Origin of the sequence: Speluncibacter jeojiensis, assembly GCF_029589495.1 — a bacterium.
Taxonomy (GTDB): Bacteria; Actinomycetota; Actinomycetes; order Mycobacteriales; family Mycobacteriaceae; genus Speluncibacter; species Speluncibacter jeojiensis.
In genome coordinates, this window is sequence record NZ_JAAIVF010000008.1 from 79398 (window position 1) to 100712 (window position 21315).

Here is a 21315-nt window from a genome sequence, read left to right on the forward strand (position 1 = left end):
CGGAGCCACGGCACGCAGGCGCGCCGCGGTGGGCCTGTCACACCCGCAGGATGCTCAGTGCAGACAGTCGTCGAGAGGTCGATGGCGACGGGGGAGGTCCCCGCCCGATCCGCCGTATCCGGGTCAGCACGGCTCGCAGAGCCGACCGTAGGTCGTCGAGGACGCCGAGCGCGAACAGCGCGATCGTGAGCAGCAGCACGGCCACGAGGGTCGCGGGGCAGTCGTGCAGCATCGCGTGCCCGCCGAGCGGCGCCGCGAGGACGGACTCGGCAAGGTCCGGGGGTGCGGCCGTCGGGGCGAGGGCCGGATGTACGGGCGCGGGGGTGACGTGTGCGGGGGTGACGTGCCCCGAGACCGCCTGCGCCGGCCCGGCGTGCACGGCGCCATCGTGCATCGAGCCGCCGTGGACGACGAGATGGTGCATGGCGAGCAGACCGACCGCCACCGCGAACGCGAGCAACGCACGCGCCAGCAGCGGGGCACGGTCCGACGACATGCCCACCACGGTAGCGTGCGCCGGCGACGGACCAGGTCAGCCGTGCTTCTCGAGCCAGTCACGCAGGACAACCGCCTGGTTGTGCTCGGTGTCCTTGGCCGAGTACAGGAGCACGATGTCCCCGTGCGCCGCGGCGTCGAGGATCGGGCGCGCGGCGTCGGCGTGGTCGTCGAGTTCGGCGAGGTAGCGGCGGCGGAAACCGTCGTACTTCTCCGGATCGTGGCCGAACCACTTGCGCAACTCCGTGCTGGGTGCCACGTCCTTGATCCAGTCGTCATAGGACAGGTCACTCTTGGCGATGCCGCGTGGCCACAGACGGTCCACCAGGAATGTCGGGGTGTGCTTCTGAGTTCCACGCGCGTCGTAGGCGCGTACCAATTCGATCGTGCCCATGACCCCATGCTAGGACCGCGGGGCCGAGGCTCGGGGGTCGAATCCGTTGCGTCGCGGCCGACGAAGCCGGTCCGGCTGCAGCGGATCAGCGCGTCGGGCTCACCGTGACCAGCCACCCGCACTCGGCGAACCCGACGGACACGGCGAGCCGGCGCGCGGTGTGGTTGTCCGGGTGGATGCGGGCCTGTGCGATCAGGCCCGCATCCAGGGCGTCGAGTGCGGCGAGCCTGCAGACGGTCGAGCCGTCTCCCGTGCGCCGCGATCGAGGGTCGGTCAGCACCCGCAGGTCGGCGAGGAAGCCGTCCCGAACGGCGTATCCGCTGCAGGCGCGCGGGGTGTGCGCGTGGTCGAGGAGGGTGAACGACCGCTCGAGTCCGGCGACCGCGGCCTCGTTGACGTCGTCGGGCGGGCAGGTCCCGGCCACCGCGTCGACGTCCGAACTGTCGTGCGAGATCAGCGGTTCGGCGCCGTCGGGACTCGGACCGTACGCGTCGAGGTACCAGAGCGACTCGGTGGTCGCCGGCCGGATCGCGCCGACGGCGCGGGCGAGTGCGGCTGCAGTGGTCGCAGCAGCAAACGTGCCGGTCGCCGCCGCACGGGGATCCCGGAGCATGGCCGGGTCGATCCGGTCGAGCGCGCCGGGGGGACCGGTCAGGACCGTGCTGCCGAACACGTGCAGGAGTCGCACTCGGTCGGCGGCCTCGTCGGCCACCCGGTGGGGTTCGTCCACACGGGTGAGGGTGTCGTCGTCGAGGCCCAGCCTCCGGGTCCATGCCAGCAGCACGATCGCGGCGGTGTTGGTGTTCATCAGGTCACGGTAACGAGTGGTGCGGGTGGCGATGGTCGAGGTTGCGATGGTCGGGGTGACGACGGTCACTGTTGCCTCGCCGTGTGGCACGGGCTTAATATTCCAGATGGAATAGTTCATGTGGGCCATGTTCAGGAGTCGCGTCGCCCACGATCAGGCAAGGGGGTTCGCGCGGTGGCGGTGTCGCTGACCCCGCTGGCGGTGGCCGTGTTGGCACTGCTGGCCGAACGTCCGATGCATCCGTACGAGATGTATCAGCTGACGATCGAGCGCCGAGAGGACCGTCTCGTCAAGGTCCGGCCGGGCTCGCTCTATCACACCGTTGCGCGCCTCGCCCGCGACGAACTGGTCCGCGCCATCGGTGTCGACCGCGAGGGCAACCGCCCCGAACGCACGACCTACGAGATCACCGAGCCCGGGCAGGTCGCGTTGCGGTCGTGGATCACCGAGGCTCTCGGCACTCCCATGGCGGAGTATCCGCGCTTCTCGCTGGCGGTGGCCGAATCGCACAACCTGCCCAAGGACGAGGTCATCGCATTGCTGCGGCGGCGCCGTGAGCTCGTCGACCGCCGCCGCGACGAACTTGTCGGTGGGGTGGAGGATGCTGAGCGCGCGGGTGTGCCGGCGTTGTTCCATCTCGACATCGGTTATTCCATCGCCATCGCCGAGGCGGAGTCCCGCTGGCTCGGCGCCACACTCGACGACCTGACCTCCGGGCGGCTGGGCTGGCTCGACTGCCTGCCGACCGCACCTACGCATCGAACGAACTGAGGATTGACGATGGAACAACGCATCCGTCCGTGGCCGGCGCTGTGGGCGCTGTGTCTCGGGTTCTTCATGATCCTGGTGGACAGCACCATCGTCTCGGTCGCCACACCGGCGATCATGGAGGGGCTGCACGCCGACATCAACGCCGTGGTGTGGGTGACCAGCGCCTACCTGCTGGCCTACGCGGTGCCACTGCTGGTGACCGGTCGCCTCGGCGACCGTTTCGGCCCGAAGAACCTCTACCTCGTGGGGCTGGTCGTCTTCACGCTGTCATCGGCCTGGTGCGGGTTCGCCGGCGGCATCACGATGCTGATCGTCGCCCGCGTGGTCCAGGGTCTCGGCGCCGCGTTGATGACGCCGCAGACGATGTCGGTGATCACCCGGATCTTCCCGCCGGACAAGCGCGGCGCGGCCATGGGCATGTGGGGCGCGGTGGCCGGCGTGGCGATGCTGGTCGGCCCGCTGCTCGGCGGCGTGCTGGTCGACTCGCTCGGTTGGGAGTGGATCTTCTTCATCAACGTGCCGGTCGGCGTCGTCGGCTTCGCGCTGGCCATGGCGCTGGTGCCGAAGCTGCCGACCCACTCGCACAGCTTCGACATCCTCGGCGTGGTGCTCAGCGCGGGCGGCATGTTCTGCCTGGTCTTCGGCATCCAGGAAGGCCAGACCTACGACTGGGGCACCATCAAGGGCATCCTCTCGGTGCCGCTGCTGATCGTGGTCGGCGTGGTCCTGTTCGTGGCGTTCGTGATCTGGCAGGGCGTCAACAAGAAGGAGCCGCTGGTCCCGCTGTCGCTGTTCCGCGACCGGAACTTCTCGCTGGCCAACATCTCGATCAGCACGATGGGCTTCGCGGTCACCAGCATGGTGCTGCCGCTGATGCTCTTCACCCAGATGGTGCGCGGCTACTCGCCGACCCAGTCGGCGCTGCTGATGGTGCCGATGGCGGTGCTGTCCGGTGCGCTGGCCCCGGTGGTCGGCAAGCTGGTCGACCGCACCCATCCGCGCTACATCGCCGCGCCGGGTCTGTTGCTGTTGGTGATCACCCTGGTGTGGCTACAGCAGGTGATGACGCCGCACACCGCCGTGTGGAAGCTGTTGCTGCCCATGGCCGTGATGGGTGTGGCGATGGCCTGCATCTGGTCCCCGCTGTCGGCGACCGCCACCCGCAACCTGGCGATGAACGTGGCCGGTGCCGGCTCCGGCGTCTACAACGCGACCCGCCAGCTCGGCGGCGTGATCGGCAGCGCCGCGATCGCGGCGATGATGGAGTCCCGGCTGTCGGCCAACGGCATTCCGTCGACCGGCGGCGCGGAGGCCGGCGCGGGCAGCCTGCCGTCCTTCCTCTGGGACGGGTTCAGCCACGCCATGGGGCAGTCGATGCTGCTGCCGGCGGCAGCGTTGGTGATCGGCGTGATCGCGGCGGCCCTCTTCGAGCGGCCCAGCCATGCCGGGATGGTCAAGACCGACGCGCAGGCCGCCTCGGAGTCCGAGCCGGCCGGCGTCTGAGCGGGGTTCACCACCCGGTCAGGGCCCGCAGCCGGCTCTCGGTGCGGGCCCAGTCGACGTCGGGGACACCGCCGAAGGTGACCTGCGGAGGGTGCTCACCGGCCAGGACGACGTGTGCGTCCCGGTCGGTGAGCACGTCCAGCAGGTTGCAGAGGCGGCGCCGCGGCTCACGGTCGGCCTGGACGAGCACGGGGACGTCGGTAACGACCCAACTCGAGAAGCGGTCGGCGAGCAGGAGATAGTCCGCGGTCCCGGTCGGTGCGCCGCACAGGTCCGAGAACGTGAACCGCACCTCGGTGCCGCGCACCTGCCGTGCGGTGACCGATCTCCCGCCCAGATCCAGCGGGACCGGTTCGTCAGCCGGGTCCTCCGGCAACGCCGCCGGTGCGCCGCCGTCGTCACGACCCGCCCCGGGCCACAAGTAGGCACCGCGAGGGCCTGCGGTGGTGCGGTAATCCCGGCCGCCGTCGACCTCGACCACGTCGAGGTGCTTCTCGATGGCCGCGATCGTGGGTGTGAAGCGCTGGTGCGCAAGCGGATTGGGCAGGAGCTCGCCGGGTGGGTAGTTGGACGTGACGACCAGGATCAGCTTGCGCCGCAGCACCGCCTCGCTCAGCGCCGCCAGGTAGCGGGCGTCGGCTACGTCGTGCACATGGAACTCGTCGAAGCACAGCAATTCGGTGTCGCCCAGCAGACGGTCGAGGACGGCGTCGAGGTCGTGCTGGGTCGCCAGCATGCGCTGGAGTTCGTGCAGGAACTCGTGTAAATGCATGCGCCGCTTGGCGTCGACGGACGCGGTGGCGAAGAACGCGTTCATCAGCCACGACTTTCCCCGCCCCGAGGGGCCCCACAGGTAGAGCCCGCGGGCAGTGCTGCGCCGACGGTGTCGCCGACGGTCGGCACCGACCAGGCCGCGCAGTTTCTGCAGGGCTGCCTCCTGGGCAGGGTCCGGATTGTGGCCGGTGCGGGCGAGGTGTTCCGTCAACGGGTCCATGATCGACATACCGCGACTCTATAAATGTAGAGTGTGGTGAACAGGCGGGAGTGGGAAGTGTCACTCGACAACGGGTCATCTCCGGACCGGCGGGCTGCGATCGCAGATGCCGCGATCGCGGTCATCGCGGCCGACGGTGTGCGGGCGCTGACGCATCGTGCGCTGGACCGACGTCTGGGGCTCCCGCCCGGATCGGTGTCGTACTACCACCGCACCCGAAAGGCCTTGCTGGAGGCGGTGGTCCGGGAGCTCGCGGCCCGCAACCGTGCCGACTTCGTGGCGTCGGGACAGGGATTCTCAGCCCCAGCCCCAGCCCCAGCCCCAGGCCCGGGCGCGGACTCGGTCACCTCCGGGCCGGGCGCACGCCGGGACGACCTGGCGGTGGCGGTGCGGGGGATGGCGGTGCTGGTCGACCGGATGATCGGAGTGCGCCGCGCGGACTCGGTCGCCCGCTATGCACTGACCCTCGAACTGGCCGCGGACCCGGATCTGCGGGACCTGCTGGCGACACCGTTCTTCGCGCACGGCGCCGCCGCCGATCTGCTCGCCGGCTGCGGTGTGGCCGACCCGGCCGGAGCCGCGGACGACCTGATCAGCCTGGTCGACGGGTTGGTCTTCGACCGGTGTGTGGGGCGGCGCGCGCGGACCGCCCCGGCCGCGGGCACCGCGGCGAGCATCGACGAACTCGCCCGGGCACTGCACACGTTCGTGCTCGGGTGCCTACGCTGGCCGCATGACCGGTGACTGCACCCGACTCGAGCGATCCACCACCGACCGCGGGGCCGCCCTCGCCGTGCTCACGATCGACCACGGCGACCTGAACCTGTTCGACCGGGCCATGTTCGACTCGCTCACCGCGGACATCGCGGACTTGGCGGCGGGTCCGCCGCGTGCGGTGCTGCTGCGCGCCGAGGGGCGGGTCGTCTCCGGCGGCGTCGACGTTCACCTCTTCGACGGGTTGACCGTGGAGCAGGGAACCGTCTTGTGGCGCACGCTGTTCGAGCGGATCATCGCGCCGATCGAGGCCCTGCCGTGCCCGGTGGTCTTCGCTGCGCACGCGCTCACGCTCACCGCGGCCTTCGAGATCGCGCTGGCCTGCGACCTGATCCTCGCCGCGCCGAAGGCGAAGTTCGGTCTGGTCGAGACCGTGGTCGGCCTGACCCCGTCGATGGGCGGTCCGCAGCGGCTGGCCGAGCGTGCGGGCTCCGGCAGGGCACGCGAGTTGGTCATGACAGGCGACCGCTACGACGCGGCGACCCTGCACGACTGGGGCGTGGTCAATCAACTCCACGACGACGTCGATGCCGCCGCGCGTGCACTGGCCGTGCGGCTGGCCGACGGGCCGACCCGTGCCCATGACGCGACCAAGCGGATCATCGCGGGGTGGCGCTCGGCCGGGGTCGGGCACGCCGACGCGGTGACCCCCGAGGTCTCGGGTGCGCTGTTCGGCACCGAGGACCTGCGTGGCGCGGTGCGCAGCTTCCTGGAGGCCGGCCCCGGCAAGGCGGTCTACACCGGTCGCTGAGCCATCTACACCGGGCGCTGGGCGGGCGGCCCCGGTGTCGGCCAGTTCGCCGGCGGCGGGCCGAATGCCTTGCGCGCGTTGCGGATCAGCACGTGCCCGAGCGAGCGGTTGCCGCCTGCGCCGACCACCGCGCCGATGCCCATCGGCGCGAGCTTGCCGAGGGTGACCAGGCCCTGCTTGGTGCCCACCTTCAGCGCGAACTTGCGCACCAGCGCGCTGTTGACCACGCGGACCGCGGTGCCGGGGACCTGACCCGGATACAGGACCGTCAGCCACCCGTTGCCGAACCGTTCCATCGCCCGCTGGACCAGCATCGTGCCGGAGTCGCCGAGGGCCACCGCGAGCACCAGCGTGCGGCGGCGTTCGACGTCCTCGACCGGCAGCCCGTACACCTCGGCGATCGACAGCGTCAGCAGGGCGGCGGCCGCCATGAAGAAGGCGGTCTCGCCGCCCACCGCGGCCAGTGCGGTCCCGGTGCCGGCGGCGGGGATGGGCGCCGCCGCGCCGACGGCGGCGCCGCTGGAGGTGACCGTGTCCAGGAACCGCTTCTCGAGCCGGGCGAGGATCAGCGCCGGCGGCTCATCGGGGTGTGCCCGACGGATCCGTGCGACGGACTCGACGATGACCGGGGTCGGCACCGCGATGCCCTTGTCGAGGGCGGCGAGCAGCGGATGCGCGTCACCCGTTGGTCGAAACCAGTTCCTGGCCACCGGCCCTCCCACCGTCCTGCTGTCGTGCCGCCAGGATACGGGCCGCCGGCTTCGCGGCGTCGGCCCTGCCGGTGTCAGTCCAGGACACGCTCGAGGTACTCGTTGCCGAACATCCGGTCCGGGTCGACCTTGTCGCGCACGGTGACGAAGTCGTCGAAGCGGGGGTAGGCGGGACGCAGGTCGTCGGCGGTGCGCTGGTGCAGTTTGCCCCAGTGCGGGCGACCGTCGACCGACCGCATGATCGCCTCGACGTCCCGGAAGTACGCGGTGTGGTCGAGCCGGTGGTATTGGTGTACGGCCACGTAGGCGCTGTCGCGTCCGTGCGCGGTCGACATCCAGACGTCGTCGGCCTGCGCGAAGCGGACCTCGACGGGGAAGCTGATCTTGTGGCCGGACAGCTCGAGGCGACGACCGAGCTCGGCGAGCACCCGGGGGAGCGCCTCGACGGGTATCGCGTACTCCATCTCGCGGAACCGCACGCGGCGGGGCGACGCGTAGACCCGGTAGCTGCGGTCGGTGAACTCGCGCGCGGACAGCACCCGGGAGGAGAGCCGGTTGATCGACGGCACCAGGTCCTGGCGCCGCGCAGCCAGCCGGTTGACGCCCTCGAAGACGGTGTTGGAGAGCAACTCGTCGTCGATGTATGCGCGAACGGGGTTGAGCGGCGCCATCTTCGCGGTGCGCGGCAGCCGGGTGTTGCGCTTGGTGAGTACGCGGTCGGTGTGCGGGAACCAGTAGAACTCGAAGTGATCGACCGAGTCGCGGTCGTGGTCGAGGCGTTCGAGGGTGGCGCCGAGCGTGTCCGGGGCCTCGATCGCGTGCAGGGCGAACGCCGGCTCGCACAGCAGGGTCAGCTTGGTCAGGATGCCGACCGCGCCCAGTCCGAGCCGGGCCGCCTCGAAAAGTTCCGGGTTGTTGTCGGCGTCGCAGTCGAGCACCGAGCCGTCGGCGGTGACCACCTGGACGCCGCGCACCTGGGTGGCCAGTCCGCCGAAGCGTGCGCCGGTGCCGTGGGTTCCGGTGGAGATGGCGCCGGCGACGGTCTGGACGTCGATGTCGCCGAGGTTGGTCATCGCCAGCCCGAGGCTCCACAGCATCCGGTTGAGTTCGTGCAGGCGGGTTCCGGCGAACACGGTGACCAGGGTGCCGCCCTCGGTCGGCCGGACCGATTCGATGCCGACGAGCCGGTCCAGGTCGAGCAGGACACCGTCGGTGACCGCGCACGAGGTGAAGGAGTGTCCGGCGCCTACGCTCTTGACGCGTAGGCCGTCCTCCGCGGCGCGGAGTACCTCGGACCGCACCGCGTCGACGGTGGCAGGGGTGCTGATGCGGTGCGGTCGGGCCTGGGCGCAGTCCGCCCAGTTGCGCCAAATGGTCGATTCCACACCGGTAATACTATGTGGACGCTTGTTCAAGTCAATGCTTTCGTCACGGTAATTGTGACCGCCGGTTTGTTTGACACGATGTCACCGGGCCGTATCTACTCAGGCCATGCTTTCGAGATTGCCTGCCGAGGAACGCCGGGTGCAGCTCGTCCAAGCGGCGCTGGCCCGAGCCGAACAGGACGGCATCGGCTCGGTGACCATCCGGCGGGTCGCCGAGGATGCCGGCGTGTCACTCGGTGTGGTGCACTACTGCTTCGAGAACAAAGAAGAGCTGATGTCCGCCGCGATCGAGACGATCGTGACGGACCTGTCCGGCGCGCTGCGGAATGCGTTCGCGCAGGCCGGCGACGCGGCCCGTGGCGACCGGGGCGCCGAGGCGCTGCGCGAGATGTTGCGCGCCGGGATCCGTGGGATGTGGCAGTTGATCGAGAACACCGCCAACGTGCAGCTGCTCACCTACGAGATCACCACCTACGCGCTGCGGGGTGGGTCCGAGGAGTCGCGCGGGCTGGCCACGCGCCAGTACGAGTTCAACACCGCCGAGGCGACCACGTTCCTACGTGACTGCGCCGCGCGCACCGGGACCCGGTGGATCCGGCCGGTCGAGCACGTCGCGCGGCTGAGCCTGTCGGTCATCGACGGCATCGTCCTGCGCTGGCTCGTCGACCGCGACAGCGAGGCCGCGCTGGCCCAGTTCGACGACGTCCTCGAACTCGTGGTGGGGCTGGCCGCTCCGGCCGAGTGATCGTCGCGTCCGACGCCGGAGCGCGGCGATCCCCATCAAGATCAACTCCTGCCTGTCGGGGCTGATCCCGAGGCGGGTACGGTCGGTGCCGATCACACCCGGTTCGATGTCGGCGCGCCGGGTGCTGTTCGTGCTGCCCGAGACCGCCGACGTGGGAGTGGTTGGGGTGGTTGTGGAGCGTCTGGATCCTGCCGATGTCGCACTGGTACGCGAGAACGCGGCGATGTTGCGGCCGCGCGCCGATCGGATCGGCAAGTACTTCTACGCACACCTCTTCCACGCCGAGCCCGCCCTGCGGGCGATGTTCCCGGACACGATGCGGGTGCAGACCGATCGCTTCGTGGAGAGCCTGCTGCAACTGGCCGAGGGGCTCGAGGATCCGGACTCGCTCGCGGTGTACCTGCGGCGCCTGGGTTTCGGCCACCGGCGCTATCGGGTGCGACCGGAGCACTATCCGGTTGTGGGGGCGAGCCTGCTCGCCGCCCTCGAGCATCTGTCCGGGCCCGTGTGGAACCCACGGCTCGCGCAGGCCTGGCTGGGCGTCTACACGGCGGCCGCCGACGTCATGGCGCCGGCGGAACACCGCTGACCCGGCCGGTCACGCCGGTGTCGCGACCAGCGTCACCCGCTGGGCGCCCGCGGCGCTGCGGACCTGCAGCACAGGGGAATTCGGGGCGGAGACCACCTCTGCTCCGATGACGTTGACCGTGTAGCCGGTCGGGTACTCGATCTGCGGCATGGCGACGGTGGTCATCGATCCGGCGCCGAAGCTGCCGCGTCCGTCCGCGCGCGCCGTCGAATACCGCACCCGCAGTGTCGAACTCGCGCGGTCGAATCCGTAGGACTCGGGAGTGCCGGCGATCAGGCGCGGGTGGGGGACGGCGAGGGTGCGGACCTTGCTCCAGCGGACGTTGTCCCCGGTGGGCGGCTTCGCGGGGTCGAGCACGAGGGCCTGGCCGGCGAGGTCCTGGGTGGTCGGGTCGTCGCATCCGCAGTACGCCCAGTACTGCCAGCCGACCCGGTTCTGCGCAGCCCGGTCCACGATCGAGGCCAGGACCGACTCGTCGTCGGTGGCGCCGAACTCGGTGAGCAGCAAACCCGATCCAGTGGCGCGCGAGTGTGCTTCGGCATTGGCGAAGACTGCCGAGTCGAACGGGTTGCACACGGTTCCCGGGGAACCGGCTGATCCCGCCGACCCGCTGCCGAGGGCCGCGAGCGTGCAGTAGTCGTGGAAGGACAGCGCCTCGTTCGGGTCGCCGGCGGTGCCCGGGTTGGGCGGGAGACCGGTGTTCGAGAGCGAGAACGGTTCGTAGAACAGCGTGGTGTTCGGGTCCTGGGTCCGGATGGCCCGCGCGACCCGGTGGTGCAGGTCGGTCAGGCGCTCGTTCGCGGACCGGCACACGCCGAGCAGGCAGGCGGGGTAGGAACTGCCCGGCCACGGCTCGTTGAACAGGTCGTAGCCCATCACGCCGGGCGTGCCGCGGAAGAAGCCGGCGGTGTGCGCCCACGCCGCGGCGAACCGGTGCTGCACGCCCACGCCGCCCGGTCCGGGCCGGTTGTCAAGGAAGTTGTCGTAGGTGGTCAGCAGCGCGGGCATCGTGAACTGGTTGAAGGTGAAGCCGAGTTTCGGCACCGCGGGGATCTTGTCGTCGAGCACCGCCCAGTCGGGCATGCCCTCGCCCTGGAAACGCTCGTTCGCCAGGTCCTGGTGCATGTCGATCAGCGAGGAGATGCCGTGTCGGGCAAGTGTTTCGACGGTGCCCTTGATCCGTGCCAGGTAGGCGTCGTCGTAGACGCCGGGCTGCGGCTCGATCGCCTTCCAGATCACGCCGAGTCGCACGCTGTCGAATCCGTTGTCGGCGAGGAACCCGGCGTCGTCGTCGCCGAAGCCGAGGGCGTCGGGCGCGTACGGCGGCCTCTTGGCGACCATGTTGACGCCGCTGGTGATCAGCACGCGTCCCTCGGCGTCGGTCAGCCAGCGGCCGGTGTCGGCGATCCCGGCGGGGGTGTCCGGCGACGATCCGGGTGCGGCCCCGGCGATCGCCGGCGACCAGCATCCGAGTACGAGCGCTGCCGCCGCGGTGAGCACGGTCAGCATCCGCGCGGAGACGGTCGGGGTGCGGCGGGAGGACATGGCCGGTGCGGTCTCCTGACGATGCGACTGCGACCTGGACGGTTGTCCTGATCGGCTGCACAGTGTCTACCATCCCCGGACGGTCCGGGGCGCCGAACGCGCCGATCACGACGCGCGCCTGTGCATTCCGGGCGGGGCCAGTGCCCTCCCCGTCGCCTTCCCCGTCTGCGCCGCTGTGCTTTGCCGCCGATCGGCCTACGCTGGGAGCCGTGGCGTTGACATTGGGCATCGGCCCCCTCGCCAGGCCGTCGGGTGGCCGGATCAACGGTGACCTGTGGTCGGGGCTGCCAGGGCATGCGGTCTTCACTCATCCCGTGCACAAGCGCCTGCGTGCCCGTTTCGGCGGCATGACGGTGCTCGAGACCACCGCGGCGGTGATGCTGCACGAGACCGGTCTGCTACCGGTCTATTACCTGCCGTTCTCGGATCTCGCCCCCGGTGTGCTCAAGCCGAGCGAGACGGTCACCACCTGCCCGTTCAAGGGCGTCGCGCGCTATCACCATCTGATGGTCGGGGACCGGATCGCGCAGGACGCGGTGTGGTCGTATCCGGAACCGATCGAGGGGATGGAGGTCCTCGCCGACCTCTGTTCGCTGCGCTTCGAGGTACCCGACCAGTGGTGGGAGGAGGACGAGCCGGTCCACGGGCACCCGCGCGACCCGTTCCATCGCGTCGACTGCCGCCCCAGCGGACGGCACGTGCTCGTGCGTCGCGGCGACACCGTGCTCGCGGAGAGTCGCCGTTCGGTCGCACTGTTCGAGACCGGACTTCCGCCGCGGTTCTACGTGCCCGTGGAGAACGTGCGGGTTGCGTTGTCGCCGAGCAAGACTCGCACCTTCTGCCCCTACAAGGGCGAGGCCACCTATGTCAGCGTCGACGGCGTCGAGGACGCGGCGTGGCGCTATGCGGAGCCCTACGACGAGGCCCGTGCGGTCGCCGGGCGGTACTGCTTCGCGGGGCCGGGCATCACGACGCTGGTCGACGGGAGCGCGGTGGAGTAGCGAGCAGCCGGCAGACGTCCTCGCTGTCGGTCTGGGTGAAGTCCAGGTACCACGCCCCGACGCCCATCAACTGGGCGGGGACCAGCGGGCACACGAGTTCGTCGACGTGGGGGCGCAGCCGCGCCACGGCCTCGCGTGAGGCCACGGGGACCGCCAGCACCACCCGGTCGGCGCCGTCGGCGCGGGCCACCCGGCACGCCGCCTCGGCGGTCGCGCCGGTGGCCATGCCGTCGTCGACGACGACCACCGTCCGCGTCCGCAACGGGGTTCGCGCTCGGCCCGACCGGAACAACGCGACCCGCCGGTCCAGTTCGGCCTGCTCGCGCCTGGTGACCGACTCGAGCGTCTGGGGGTCGATGCGCGCGCCACCGATGATGTCGGGGTTGAGGATCCGGACGCCACCCTCGCCGAGCGCGCCCATGGCGAGTTCGGGATCGCGGGGGACGCCCAGTTTGCGGACCACGATGACGTCGAGGCGGGCGCCGAGCGCGCGGGCGACTTCGAAGGCCACCGGCACGCCACCGCGGGGGAGCCCCAGTATCAGCGGCTCGGACGCTCCCAGATGGTCGAGCCCGGTGGCCAGGACCCGGCCGGCGTCCACACGATTGCGATACGACATGATCGGCCTCGAGGTGTCTCGACGCTCACTTGGAAGCGTACTCCCGGAGCAGGACATCGACGCGGATGCGCGTGTGCCCCGCCCGAGGCTGCGACGGCAGACTGCGGGCGGGGCACACGGGGCCGATCACTTGCTGTAGATCGCCTCGATCTCGTCGGCGAACGACTCGTGGATGACCTTGCGCTTGAGCTTGAGCGTCGGGGTCAGTTCGCCGGTCTCGACCGTGAAGTCGACGGTGAGCACGCTGAACTTCTTGATCGCCTCGGCCTTCGACACGGCCTGGTTCGCCTGCTTGACCGCCGCGTCGATCTCGGCGATCAGGTCGGCGTCCTTGACCAGCTTCTCGATCGGCAGGTCGGCGGGCTTGCCGTTACGTTCCATCCACCCCGGCACCGCCTCCGGGTCGAGGGTGATCAGCGCACCGATGAACGGCTTCGCATCGCCGACCACCAGCGCCTGGCTGATCAGCGCGTGGGCGCGCAGGGTGTCCTCGAGACCGCTGGGCACCACGTTCTTGCCTCCGGCGGTGACGATGATCTCCTTCTTACGGCCGGTGATCGACAGAAACCCCTCGTTGTCCAGGGAGCCGAGGTCGCCGGTGTGGAACCAGCCGTCGCGGATCGCGTCCTCTGTGGCCGCCTCGTTGTGCCAGTAGCCGGAGAACACGACGTCGCCGCGCAGCAGCACCTCGCCGTCGTCGGCGATGCGTACGCCGTTGCCGGGCACCGGCTGTCCGACCGTGCCGACGCGCTGCGAGCCAGGCCTGTTCACGGTGACCGCAGCCGTGGTCTCGGTCAGGCCGTAACCCTCGTAGATGGTCACGCCGACGCCGCGGTAGAAGTGGCCGAGCCGGGCGCCGAGGGGCCCGCCGCCCGAGACCGCCGCCTCGCACTGCCCGCCGAGCGCGGCGCGCAGCTTGCCGTAGACCAGCTTGTCGAACAGCAGGTGCTTGAGCTTGAGCAGCAGCGACGGCCCGCCCTTGTCGAGGGACTCGCTGTATTCGATCGCGGTGGACTCGGCGGCGCCGAAGATCTTGCCCTTGCCGCCGTCCTCGGCCTTCTGCTTGGCGGTGTTGAAGACCTTCTCGAACACACGCGGCACCGACAACACGAACGTCGGCTTGAAGACGGCGAAGTTCTCGACCAGGTGAGGGATGTCGGCGAAGTGTCCGACGAGGATCTTGGTCTCGAAGGAGGCGACCGAGATGACACGGGCGAAGATGTGCGCCATCGGCAGGAACAGCAGCGTGCTCTTGCCCTCGACCATCATGTCGCCGAGTGCATCCTTGACCGACGCGGACTCGGCGAGCAGGTTGAAATGGGTCAGTTGGGCGCCCTTGGGGCGGCCGGTGGTGCCGGAGGTGTAGACCAGCGTGGCCGGATCCTCGGAGGTCACCTGTGCACGGTGCTGGTGGACCTGCTCGTCGGTGATGTCCTTGCCGCGTTCGACGAGCAGGTCGATGGCGCCCGGAGTGCCGTCGATCTGCAACAACTCGCCGACGTTGTCGAGTTCCGCAACCACGGCGGCGACGGCCTCGGCGTTGCGCTCGTGCTCGACGACGAGGATCTTGGTGCCGGAATCCTGCAGGATCCAGCGGGCCTGGTCTGCGGAGGAGGTCTCGTAGATCGCGACCGTGACGCCGCCCGCGGTCCAGATCGCGTAGTCGAGCAGCACCCACTCGTATCGGGTCGCCGACATGATCGCGATCCGGTCGCCGTGCTCGACGCCGCCGGCGATCAGCCCCTTGGCGACCGCCGTGACCTGCGCAGCGAACTCGGCCGCGCTGACATCGACCCAGCGTCCGCCGACCAGTCGACGGAACGGCACATGGGTCGGGCAGTCCGCGGCGAATCGGAAGACGGTATCGGCGAGCGATGCCTCCTTCTCGACGGTGTACGGCGCCGGGACAACAAACTCACGCACGAGAACCCCCTATGGGATACGGGTGTAGGCGGTGACCGCGGGCACCGCTGTGGTCGGAAAACCCTAGCGGAACCCACGATCCTGGTGTGTCTGGCGTCATGCTCCGGGTGAGGGGGCGATGACGGTCACAGGCAGCGGAGATGATGTTACTCATGGGTACGGTATCTGCCCCCATCCCGGTCGCGGAAGCGCGGCGCACCGCCGTTGCCGGCCGCATCCGCTAGCTGCACCCGCTGGTCGAGCCGCAACCCTCGCAGACGAAGCAGGACCCGGCCGGACGCATCTTGGTGCCGCAGGTCATGCACAGCGGCGCGTCGGCGGAGGACCCGGTCATGGACTCGAGCAGTTCGGTGGAACTGTGCGCCCCGCGACGGGGGGAGTCGGCCTCCGGGTCGTCGGACGTCGGCGCGGACTGCGCGAGCGTCTCGAAGTCGACGGCCTCGGTGTCGGGGGTCGCGGGCTCGGCAGTGTACGAGCCGGTCTCGACCTGTCGGGTGCGCTCCTCGGCGGTGAAGATGCCCAGCGCCGCACGTGATTCGACCGACAGGTGATCGAGTGCGAGGCGGCGGAAGATGTAGTCGAGGATCGACTGCGCCATCCGGATGTCGGGGTCGTCGGTCATGCCGGCCGGGTCGAAGCGCATGTTGGTGAACTTCTGCACGTAGGTCTCCAGTGGCACCCCGTGCTGCAACGCGACGGAGATCGCGATCGAGAACGCGTCCATCACCCCCGCCAGTGTCGAGCCCTGCTTGCCGAGTTTGAGGAACACCTCGCCGAGCCCGTCGTCCGGATACGAACCGGCGGTCATGTAGCCCTCGGCGCCGCCGACTGTGAAGGAGGTCGTGCGCGACGGGCGCGACTTGGGCAGTCGCTTGCGGGTGGGCAGCACCCCGTGCGGGCCCGCGACCGCGGACCCCGTGGCGGCGGACTCGTTGGTGGTGGTGGACTCGGGGCCGTCCGACTGCGCCTTCGCCGACCTGCCCGCAGAGAGCGGCTGTCCGACCTTGCAGTTGTCCCGGTACACCGCCAGCGCCTTGAGCCCCAGCTTCCAGCCCTGCTGGTACACCTCGGCGATCTCGTCGACGGTCGCGGACTCCGGCAGGTTCACGGTCTTCGAGATCGCGCCGGACAGGAACGGCTGGCAGGCCGCCATCATCCGGACATGGCCCATCGGGCGGATGGCCCGGATGCCCATCGCGCAGTCGAACACCTCGTAGTGCTCCGGTCGCAGCCCCGGCGCGTCCACGACGTGACCGTGCTCGGTGACGTACTCGACGATCGCCTCGATCTTTTCCTCGCCGTAGCCCAGCGCGTGCAGGGCCCGCGGCACCGTCTGGTTGACGATCTCCATCGAGCCGCCGCCGACGAGCTTCTTGAACTTCACCAGCGCCAGGTCGGGCTCGACGCCGGTGGTGTCGCAGTCCATCATCAGCCCGATCGTGCCGGTGGGTGCGAGCACGCTGGCCTGGGCGTTGCGCCAGCCGTTGCGTTCGCCGAGCGCGTTGCCCTCGGCCCACTCGGTGGTGGCGGCGGCGAACACCTCGCGGTCGATCGCGTGCATGCGGCGGGCGTCGTCGTTGGCCGCGGCGTGTTTGCGCATCACCCGGGCATGCGCGTCGGCGTTGCGCGCGTAGCCGTCGTAGGGGCCGACGACGCCGGCGAGTTCGGCCGAGCGCCGGTACGCGGTGGCGGTCATCAGCGAGGTGATCGAGGCGGCCAGCGCGCGCCCGCCGTCGGAGTCGTACGCGTGGCCCGAAGCCATCAGCAGCGCACCGAGATTGGCGTACCCGATGCCGAGCTGGCGGTAGGCGCGGGTGTTGGTGCCGATCGCCTCGGTGGGGAAGTCCGCGAAACAGATCGAGATGTCCATCGCGGTGATGATCAGTTCCACGGCCTTGACGAAAGTCGCGGTGTCGAAGCGCGTGTCGTCTGTCCCGTTGTCATCGGTGAGGAACGTGAGCAGGTTCAGCGAGGCCAGGTTGCAGGACGTGTCGTCCAGGCTCATGTACTCCGAGCACGGGTTCGACGCGGTGATGCGGCCGGTCTCGGGGTTGGTGTGCCAATCGTTGATGGTGTCGTCGTACTGGATGCCGGGATCGGCGCACTCCCAGGCCGCCTGGGCGATGTCGCGGAACAGCTTTCGCGCGTCGACGGTGTCGGTCACCTCGTGGGTGGTCCGCGCGCGGAGGCCGAACCCGGTGCCGTCCTCGACGGCTCGCATGAACTCGTCAGACACCCGCACCGAGTTGTTGGCGTTCTGATACTGCACGCTGGCGATGTCCGCGCCGCCGAGGTCCATGTCGAACCCGGCGTCGCGCAGCACACGGATCTTGTCCTCCTCGCGCGCCTTGGTGGCGACGAACTCCTCGATGTCCGGGTGGTCGACGTCGAGGACGACCATCTTCGCGGCGCGCCGGGTCGCCCCGCCGGACTTGATGGTCCCGGCCGACGCGTCGGCCCCGCGCATGAAGCTGACCGGACCCGACGCGGTGCCGCCCGACGAGAGCAGTTCCTTCGACGAGCGGATCCGCGAGAGGTTCACCCCCGAGCCCGACCCGCCCTTGAAGATCTGTCCCTCCTCGCCGTACCAGTTCAGGATCGACTCCATGGTGTCGTCGACCGAGAGGATGAAACACGCCGAAACCTGCTGCGGCGAGGCCGTTCCCACGTTGAACCAGACGGGGGAGTTGAAACTGAACACCTGGTGCAGCAGCATCCAGGTCAGCTCGAGCTCGAAGACCTCGGCGTCCCGTTCGCCGCGGAAGTAGCCGTGCGCCTGGCCGGTGTCGCGGTAGGTGCGGACCACGCGGTCGATCAGCTGCCGCAGCGACCACTCGCGCGCGTCGGTGCCCACCGCACCCCGAAAGTACTTGGACGTGACGATGTTCGTCGCGTTGACCGACCAGGACGACGGGAACTCGACGCCGCGCTGTTCGAAGACGACCGAACCGTCGCGCCAGTTGGTCATCACCACGTCGCGGCGTTCCCAGCTGACCTCGTCGTACGGGTGCACGCCGGGGGAGGTGAACACCCGCTCGACCACGAGCCCGTCCGGCGGGTACACCGGCAGGGCGGGCTCGGCGGCCGAGCGCGTGCCCGGCCTCCCGTTGCTCGCCGCGCGGTCCTCGGTCGAATGCTGCCGGGTTTCACTCATCGGTGCCGGATCCTTCCTCGCGCGCACGCGGGGGCCGAGGGTGTGCGCATCGGAAGCCGGACGGTCGATGCGTCGACTGACCCCAAATTGTGGATGACTCACATCGGTGTAACCACTAGATCTTGTGGTTACACGCTAGAACCGCGCGGAGGCTTCCGCAAGCGTTTCACGCCGCGCGTCGCGCCGGCGGCGTTTCGCCCGGGACGCTGCCCGACGTCCGGCCGGAGGGCGCGCACAATCGAGGCATGCCGTTCTTCACCGGGGTCTCGGGGCAGGTCTTCTACCGCCGATGGGAGGTCGACGACCCCAGCGCCGTCCTGGTGTTCCTGCACGGTCTCGGCCAGCACACCGGCCACTATCACCGCTTCGCCAAACACCTGCGCGGCGGCGGCGTCGAACTGTGGGCGCTCGACCATGTCGGGCACGGCATGACCGAGGGGGACCTGGGCGAGGTCGCGGCCCTGTCCGAGCTGGCGGAGAACTCGCGGCGGCTGGTTCAACTCGCCCGCGCCGCCCGGCCCGGCCTCCCGTGGGCGCTGATGGGGCACTCGCTCGGCGCGGCGACCGCGATGACGGCGGTACTGGACGACCCGGCCGACTGCGCCGCGGTCGTGCTGTGCGGATCCCCGATCGGGGCGGCCCGGCGCCGCGGCGCGGCCGACCCCGAGGCGGCCGCCCGGCGTACCGAGGCGGATGCGGAGCTGCGCGCCCGGTTCGCTCACGGCCTGGAAGGGCTAGGGGTGCCGATCCTCGCGTTGCACGGCACCGACGACCGGATCATCCCGATCGACGGGGTGCGCGAGTGGATCGGCTCCGTCGCCGGCGTCGAGTTGATCGAATACCGCGATGCCGGACACGACCTGCTGCACGAGAAGGTGCACCGGGAGGTCGCCGACGACGTGCTGCACTTCCTGCGCGCGCGGGTATGAGGGTCGGCCGTTTCTGTCGACCGGCAGTTCGGGGGTATGTTGTCGGCCATCTCACGGGAGCCTGACAGGCGAACGGAGTTGTGGGCACAGCCCGCCGACAGCTTTCGCGCCTAGGGTCGCGGAGGTCCCAGCCACTCCCTGCCGACGATGAGGTGCCGTGCCCGACCGTGACGTGATCTATCTGGTGGCGCTCGCCGGGAACCCGAATTTCGGCGACGAGTTCATCACTCGTGCGTGGCTGCGCCGCCTGGCCCGGGTCCGTCCGGACGCCGACGTGGTCGTCGACTGCCCGAACCCCGGTCAGGCCGCCGTGCTCCACCACCCGACGCATCCGCGGGTGCGGTTCGTCGACACCGTGTGGCGGATCTGCGCGGAGGTGCGCGAGCGACCGACGGCCGAGGCGGTCGACTTCGCGCGGCGGGTCGTCGCCGAGCCCGGACTGCTGTGCCGGTGCGTGGACGGCATCGAGCTGCTCGGGCGGGCGCAGACGGTGCACGTGATCGGGGGCGGCTATCTCAATGCGGTGTGGCCGCAGCACCTGCCGGCGTTGGCCGCGGCGGTGGCGGCGGCGCAGCGGTCCGGTGCGCGCCTCGTCGCCACCGGCCAGGGACTGGCTCCCGGCGGTGACGACGAGTGGGCCGAGCTGATCCGGTCCCTCGCGCGGGCGTGCGAGATCTTCGATGTGCGGGACACGCCGTCGTGGGAACTGCTCGGAGACTCGGTCTCCACCCGGTCCTTCACCGGGGACGACGCCTGGCTCGGGATCCGCGATCACGGCGTCTACGACGCCGAAACCGAGGCCGCCCGCCGGCGCTACGTGCTGTGCCTGCAGACCGACCTCGTCGAGGACTTCGCCGGTGGTCGCGGCGTCGACGGGCTGGTCGCGCTGGTCGGGGACCTGATCGAGCGGTGGCGGATCCGCGGGGATGAGGTCGCCGTGGTCGAGGGCATCCCCGGCGTCGACCGGATCGTGTACGACCGGCTCGGACCGCTGCTCGACGGCGCCCACTTCACCCCGTTCACCGATCTCTGGCGGTGGGGGCTGCCCGCGCGTCATGGTCAGGTCTGGATCAGCACGCGTTTCCACCCGCATCTGCTGGCCGCGGCGGCCGGCGTCAGCGGCCTGGCGGTGAGCGGACGTGCGGACTACTACCCGGTCAAGCACCGCTCGTTGCAGGAGGCGGGGTCGCGGTGGTCCCTGCTCGACGGCGCGACGACGGAGAGCGAACTGCCGATCCGGCCGCCGGATAGCGGCGGATTCGAGCGGCGCGACGTGGAGCGGTTGCGGCGTGGCAAACGCGAACTCGCCGAACGGATCTATCCGAGGTGGTCGTCGCGGATCCGGCGCGGCGTGCGCCGGTCCCAGGGCGCCTGACCCCAGGCCCCCCGACCTCAGGCCACCACGCGCAGCGGCCGGCGGTCGCCCGTCGACTCCGGAAGCGGGACCCGGTCGGTGCTGTTGCATTCCCACCGCCAGATCGCGTGATCGAGATCGGCGGCGGACAGCTGCAGGTGGTCGGCGGCGGCGTGGATCAGTTCGCGGGTCAGTGCGGTCGGTGCCTGGTCGCGGCCGAGCGCGGTCGCGACGAACCTGGAGTCCGACCCGTGCTGCTGCCGGCCGGGCACCCCCGCCAGCGAAAGGAAGTACTGCCAGTTGGCCTCGTCCATGTCGTCGGACACCGACAGCCAGGCCCGCTCGAGTTCGGCGAGCAGGGCCGGCCGGCCCGCCGCGGCGCGCAGGTCCTCGGCCGAGTCGATCCGCAGGCGGTACAAACGGTCGGCGGCGTCCTCGATGCTCTGGGCCCTGGGCGGCTCCTCGTCGTCGCAGTAGCGCCGTTTGTAGCAGCCGATCTTGCCGGCCCAGGCCATCGACCCGCCGACCTCCTCGAAGCTGTGCAGCAACGCGCGGGCGCCGTCGGTGGGGTCGGTGTCGGCGCCGCGGGCCCGACGGTAGGCACGGTAGCGGTCCACCACCTGGACCACCCGGTCGTAGCGCGCGGCGGCCGACTGCACCGCGTCGATGATGCACAGCGCGAGGTCGTGGCGATACTCGTCGGGATCGGTCCACTCGGCGGGATCGCCCAACCGGTCACGGCACGATGCGATCATGGTGTCGAGTTCATTGGCTGACGTGCTCACCGCAAGGCCTCCGTCGCTGGAGTCTCAACTGTCTTCTGTTGACCTATCGCCGTCGAGCGCGAAAGCGTTGCAGCACCGGAACACAT

Annotated in this window: 20 protein-coding genes; 9 read left to right on the forward strand and 11 right to left on the reverse strand. The window is 70.1% G+C overall.

Annotated features, from left to right (window positions below; all coding sequences use genetic code 11):
• Positions 1–37: 37 nt before the first annotated feature.
• The 3 genes from G4X40_RS20775 to G4X40_RS20785 all read right to left on the reverse strand — a co-directional run bounded on the left by G4X40_RS20775 (position 38) and on the right by G4X40_RS20785 (position 1817).
• Positions 38–496: a hypothetical protein gene (locus G4X40_RS20775; protein ID WP_277835373.1), complete on the reverse strand. Its 459-nt coding sequence runs from the start codon at positions 494–496 to the stop codon at positions 38–40.
• 36 nt (positions 497–532) lie between these two features.
• The gene (locus tag G4X40_RS20780) at positions 533–889 is read right to left on the reverse strand and encodes a DUF488 domain-containing protein (RefSeq protein ID WP_277835374.1); all 357 of its coding nucleotides are present in this window, start codon (positions 887–889) and stop codon (positions 533–535) included.
• A gap of 85 nt (positions 890–974) precedes the next feature.
• Positions 975–1817: a GNAT family N-acetyltransferase gene (locus G4X40_RS20785; RefSeq protein ID WP_277835376.1), complete on the reverse strand. Its 843-nt coding sequence runs from the start codon at positions 1815–1817 to the stop codon at positions 975–977.
• A 54-nt stretch (positions 1818–1871) separates the two neighbouring features.
• On the opposite strand from G4X40_RS20785, the gene G4X40_RS20790 reads away from it, so the two are divergent.
• Both G4X40_RS20790 and G4X40_RS20795 read left to right on the forward strand, forming a co-directional pair.
• Positions 1872–2468: a PadR family transcriptional regulator gene (locus G4X40_RS20790; RefSeq protein ID WP_277835377.1), complete on the forward strand. Its 597-nt coding sequence runs from the start codon at positions 1872–1874 to the stop codon at positions 2466–2468.
• A 9-nt stretch (positions 2469–2477) separates the two neighbouring features.
• Complete coding sequence (locus G4X40_RS20795; protein ID WP_277835379.1) at positions 2478–3971, forward strand: DHA2 family efflux MFS transporter permease subunit; 1494 nt, start codon at positions 2478–2480, stop codon at positions 3969–3971.
• 7 nt (positions 3972–3978) lie between these two features.
• Here the strand turns inward: G4X40_RS20795 and zapE are convergent, their stop codons facing one another.
• Positions 3979–4974: a cell division protein ZapE gene (gene zapE / locus G4X40_RS20800; protein ID WP_277835381.1), complete on the reverse strand. Its 996-nt coding sequence runs from the start codon at positions 4972–4974 to the stop codon at positions 3979–3981.
• A 48-nt stretch (positions 4975–5022) separates the two neighbouring features.
• On the opposite strand from zapE, the gene G4X40_RS20805 reads away from it, so the two are divergent.
• Both G4X40_RS20805 and G4X40_RS20810 read left to right on the forward strand, forming a co-directional pair.
• Positions 5023–5709 carry a TetR/AcrR family transcriptional regulator gene (locus G4X40_RS20805; RefSeq protein WP_277835383.1) on the forward strand — a complete coding sequence of 229 codons (687 nt, stop codon included), beginning with the start codon at positions 5023–5025 and terminating at the stop codon, positions 5707–5709.
• Positions 5699–6490 carry an enoyl-CoA hydratase/isomerase family protein gene (locus G4X40_RS20810; protein WP_277835384.1) on the forward strand — a complete coding sequence of 264 codons (792 nt, stop codon included), beginning with the start codon at positions 5699–5701 and terminating at the stop codon, positions 6488–6490. The genes G4X40_RS20805 and G4X40_RS20810 overlap by 11 nt, the downstream gene beginning before the upstream one ends.
• A gap of 5 nt (positions 6491–6495) precedes the next feature.
• On the opposite strand, the gene G4X40_RS20815 is transcribed toward G4X40_RS20810, so the two are convergent.
• Both G4X40_RS20815 and G4X40_RS20820 read right to left on the reverse strand, forming a co-directional pair.
• Positions 6496–7200: a hypothetical protein gene (locus G4X40_RS20815; protein ID WP_277835385.1), complete on the reverse strand. Its 705-nt coding sequence runs from the start codon at positions 7198–7200 to the stop codon at positions 6496–6498.
• 74 nt (positions 7201–7274) lie between these two features.
• The gene (locus G4X40_RS20820) at positions 7275–8585 is read right to left on the reverse strand and encodes a D-arabinono-1,4-lactone oxidase (RefSeq protein ID WP_277835386.1); all 1311 of its coding nucleotides are present in this window, start codon (positions 8583–8585) and stop codon (positions 7275–7277) included.
• Positions 8586–8691: 106 nt separating this feature from the next.
• Here G4X40_RS20820 and G4X40_RS20825 point away from each other — a divergent pair, with 106 nt between their 5' ends.
• Together G4X40_RS20825 and G4X40_RS20830 are read left to right on the forward strand one after the other, a co-directional pair.
• The gene (locus tag G4X40_RS20825; RefSeq protein ID WP_277835387.1) at positions 8692–9330 is read left to right on the forward strand and encodes a TetR/AcrR family transcriptional regulator; all 639 of its coding nucleotides are present in this window, start codon (positions 8692–8694) and stop codon (positions 9328–9330) included.
• An 85-nt stretch (positions 9331–9415) separates the two neighbouring features.
• A complete protein-coding gene (locus G4X40_RS20830) occupies positions 9416–9919 on the forward strand; it encodes a globin domain-containing protein (protein WP_277835388.1) in 504 nt (167 codons plus the stop codon).
• Between the two features lie 9 nt (positions 9920–9928).
• Here the strand turns inward: G4X40_RS20830 and G4X40_RS20835 are convergent, their stop codons facing one another.
• Positions 9929–11464 carry a cellulase family glycosylhydrolase gene (locus tag G4X40_RS20835; protein WP_277835391.1) on the reverse strand — a complete coding sequence of 512 codons (1536 nt, stop codon included), beginning with the start codon at positions 11462–11464 and terminating at the stop codon, positions 9929–9931.
• Between the two features lie 209 nt (positions 11465–11673).
• On the opposite strand from G4X40_RS20835, the gene G4X40_RS20840 reads away from it, so the two are divergent.
• Entirely contained in the window at positions 11674–12465 is a 792-nt protein-coding gene (locus G4X40_RS20840; protein ID WP_277835393.1) for a DUF427 domain-containing protein, read from the forward strand.
• Here G4X40_RS20840 and G4X40_RS20845 read toward each other — a convergent pair.
• The 3 genes from G4X40_RS20845 to G4X40_RS20855 all read right to left on the reverse strand — a co-directional run bounded on the left by G4X40_RS20845 (position 12431) and on the right by G4X40_RS20855 (position 18161).
• Positions 12431–13084 (reverse strand): phosphoribosyltransferase, encoded by a 654-nt coding sequence (locus tag G4X40_RS20845; RefSeq protein ID WP_277835395.1) that lies wholly within the window; start codon positions 13082–13084, stop codon positions 12431–12433. The two genes, G4X40_RS20840 and G4X40_RS20845, sit on opposite strands and share 35 nt — an antisense overlap.
• 126 nt (positions 13085–13210) lie before the next feature.
• A complete protein-coding gene (locus G4X40_RS20850) occupies positions 13211–15007 on the reverse strand; it encodes an AMP-dependent synthetase/ligase (protein ID WP_277835396.1) in 1797 nt (598 codons plus the stop codon).
• Positions 15008–15227: 220 nt separating this feature from the next.
• Complete coding sequence (locus tag G4X40_RS20855) at positions 15228–18161, reverse strand: vitamin B12-dependent ribonucleotide reductase (RefSeq protein ID WP_277835399.1); 2934 nt, start codon at positions 18159–18161, stop codon at positions 15228–15230.
• Positions 18162–18406: 245 nt separating this feature from the next.
• Here G4X40_RS20855 and G4X40_RS20860 point away from each other — a divergent pair, with 245 nt between their 5' ends.
• The gene (locus G4X40_RS20860; protein ID WP_277835401.1) at positions 18407–19090 is read left to right on the forward strand and encodes an alpha/beta hydrolase; all 684 of its coding nucleotides are present in this window, start codon (positions 18407–18409) and stop codon (positions 19088–19090) included.
• A 157-nt stretch (positions 19091–19247) separates the two neighbouring features.
• Positions 19248–20465 carry a polysaccharide pyruvyl transferase family protein gene (locus G4X40_RS20865; protein WP_277835402.1) on the forward strand — a complete coding sequence of 406 codons (1218 nt, stop codon included), beginning with the start codon at positions 19248–19250 and terminating at the stop codon, positions 20463–20465.
• 17 nt (positions 20466–20482) lie between these two features.
• On the opposite strand, the gene G4X40_RS20870 is transcribed toward G4X40_RS20865, so the two are convergent.
• Positions 20483–21229: a heme peroxidase gene (locus tag G4X40_RS20870; RefSeq protein ID WP_277835405.1), complete on the reverse strand. Its 747-nt coding sequence runs from the start codon at positions 21227–21229 to the stop codon at positions 20483–20485.
• Positions 21230–21315 lie beyond the last annotated feature (86 nt).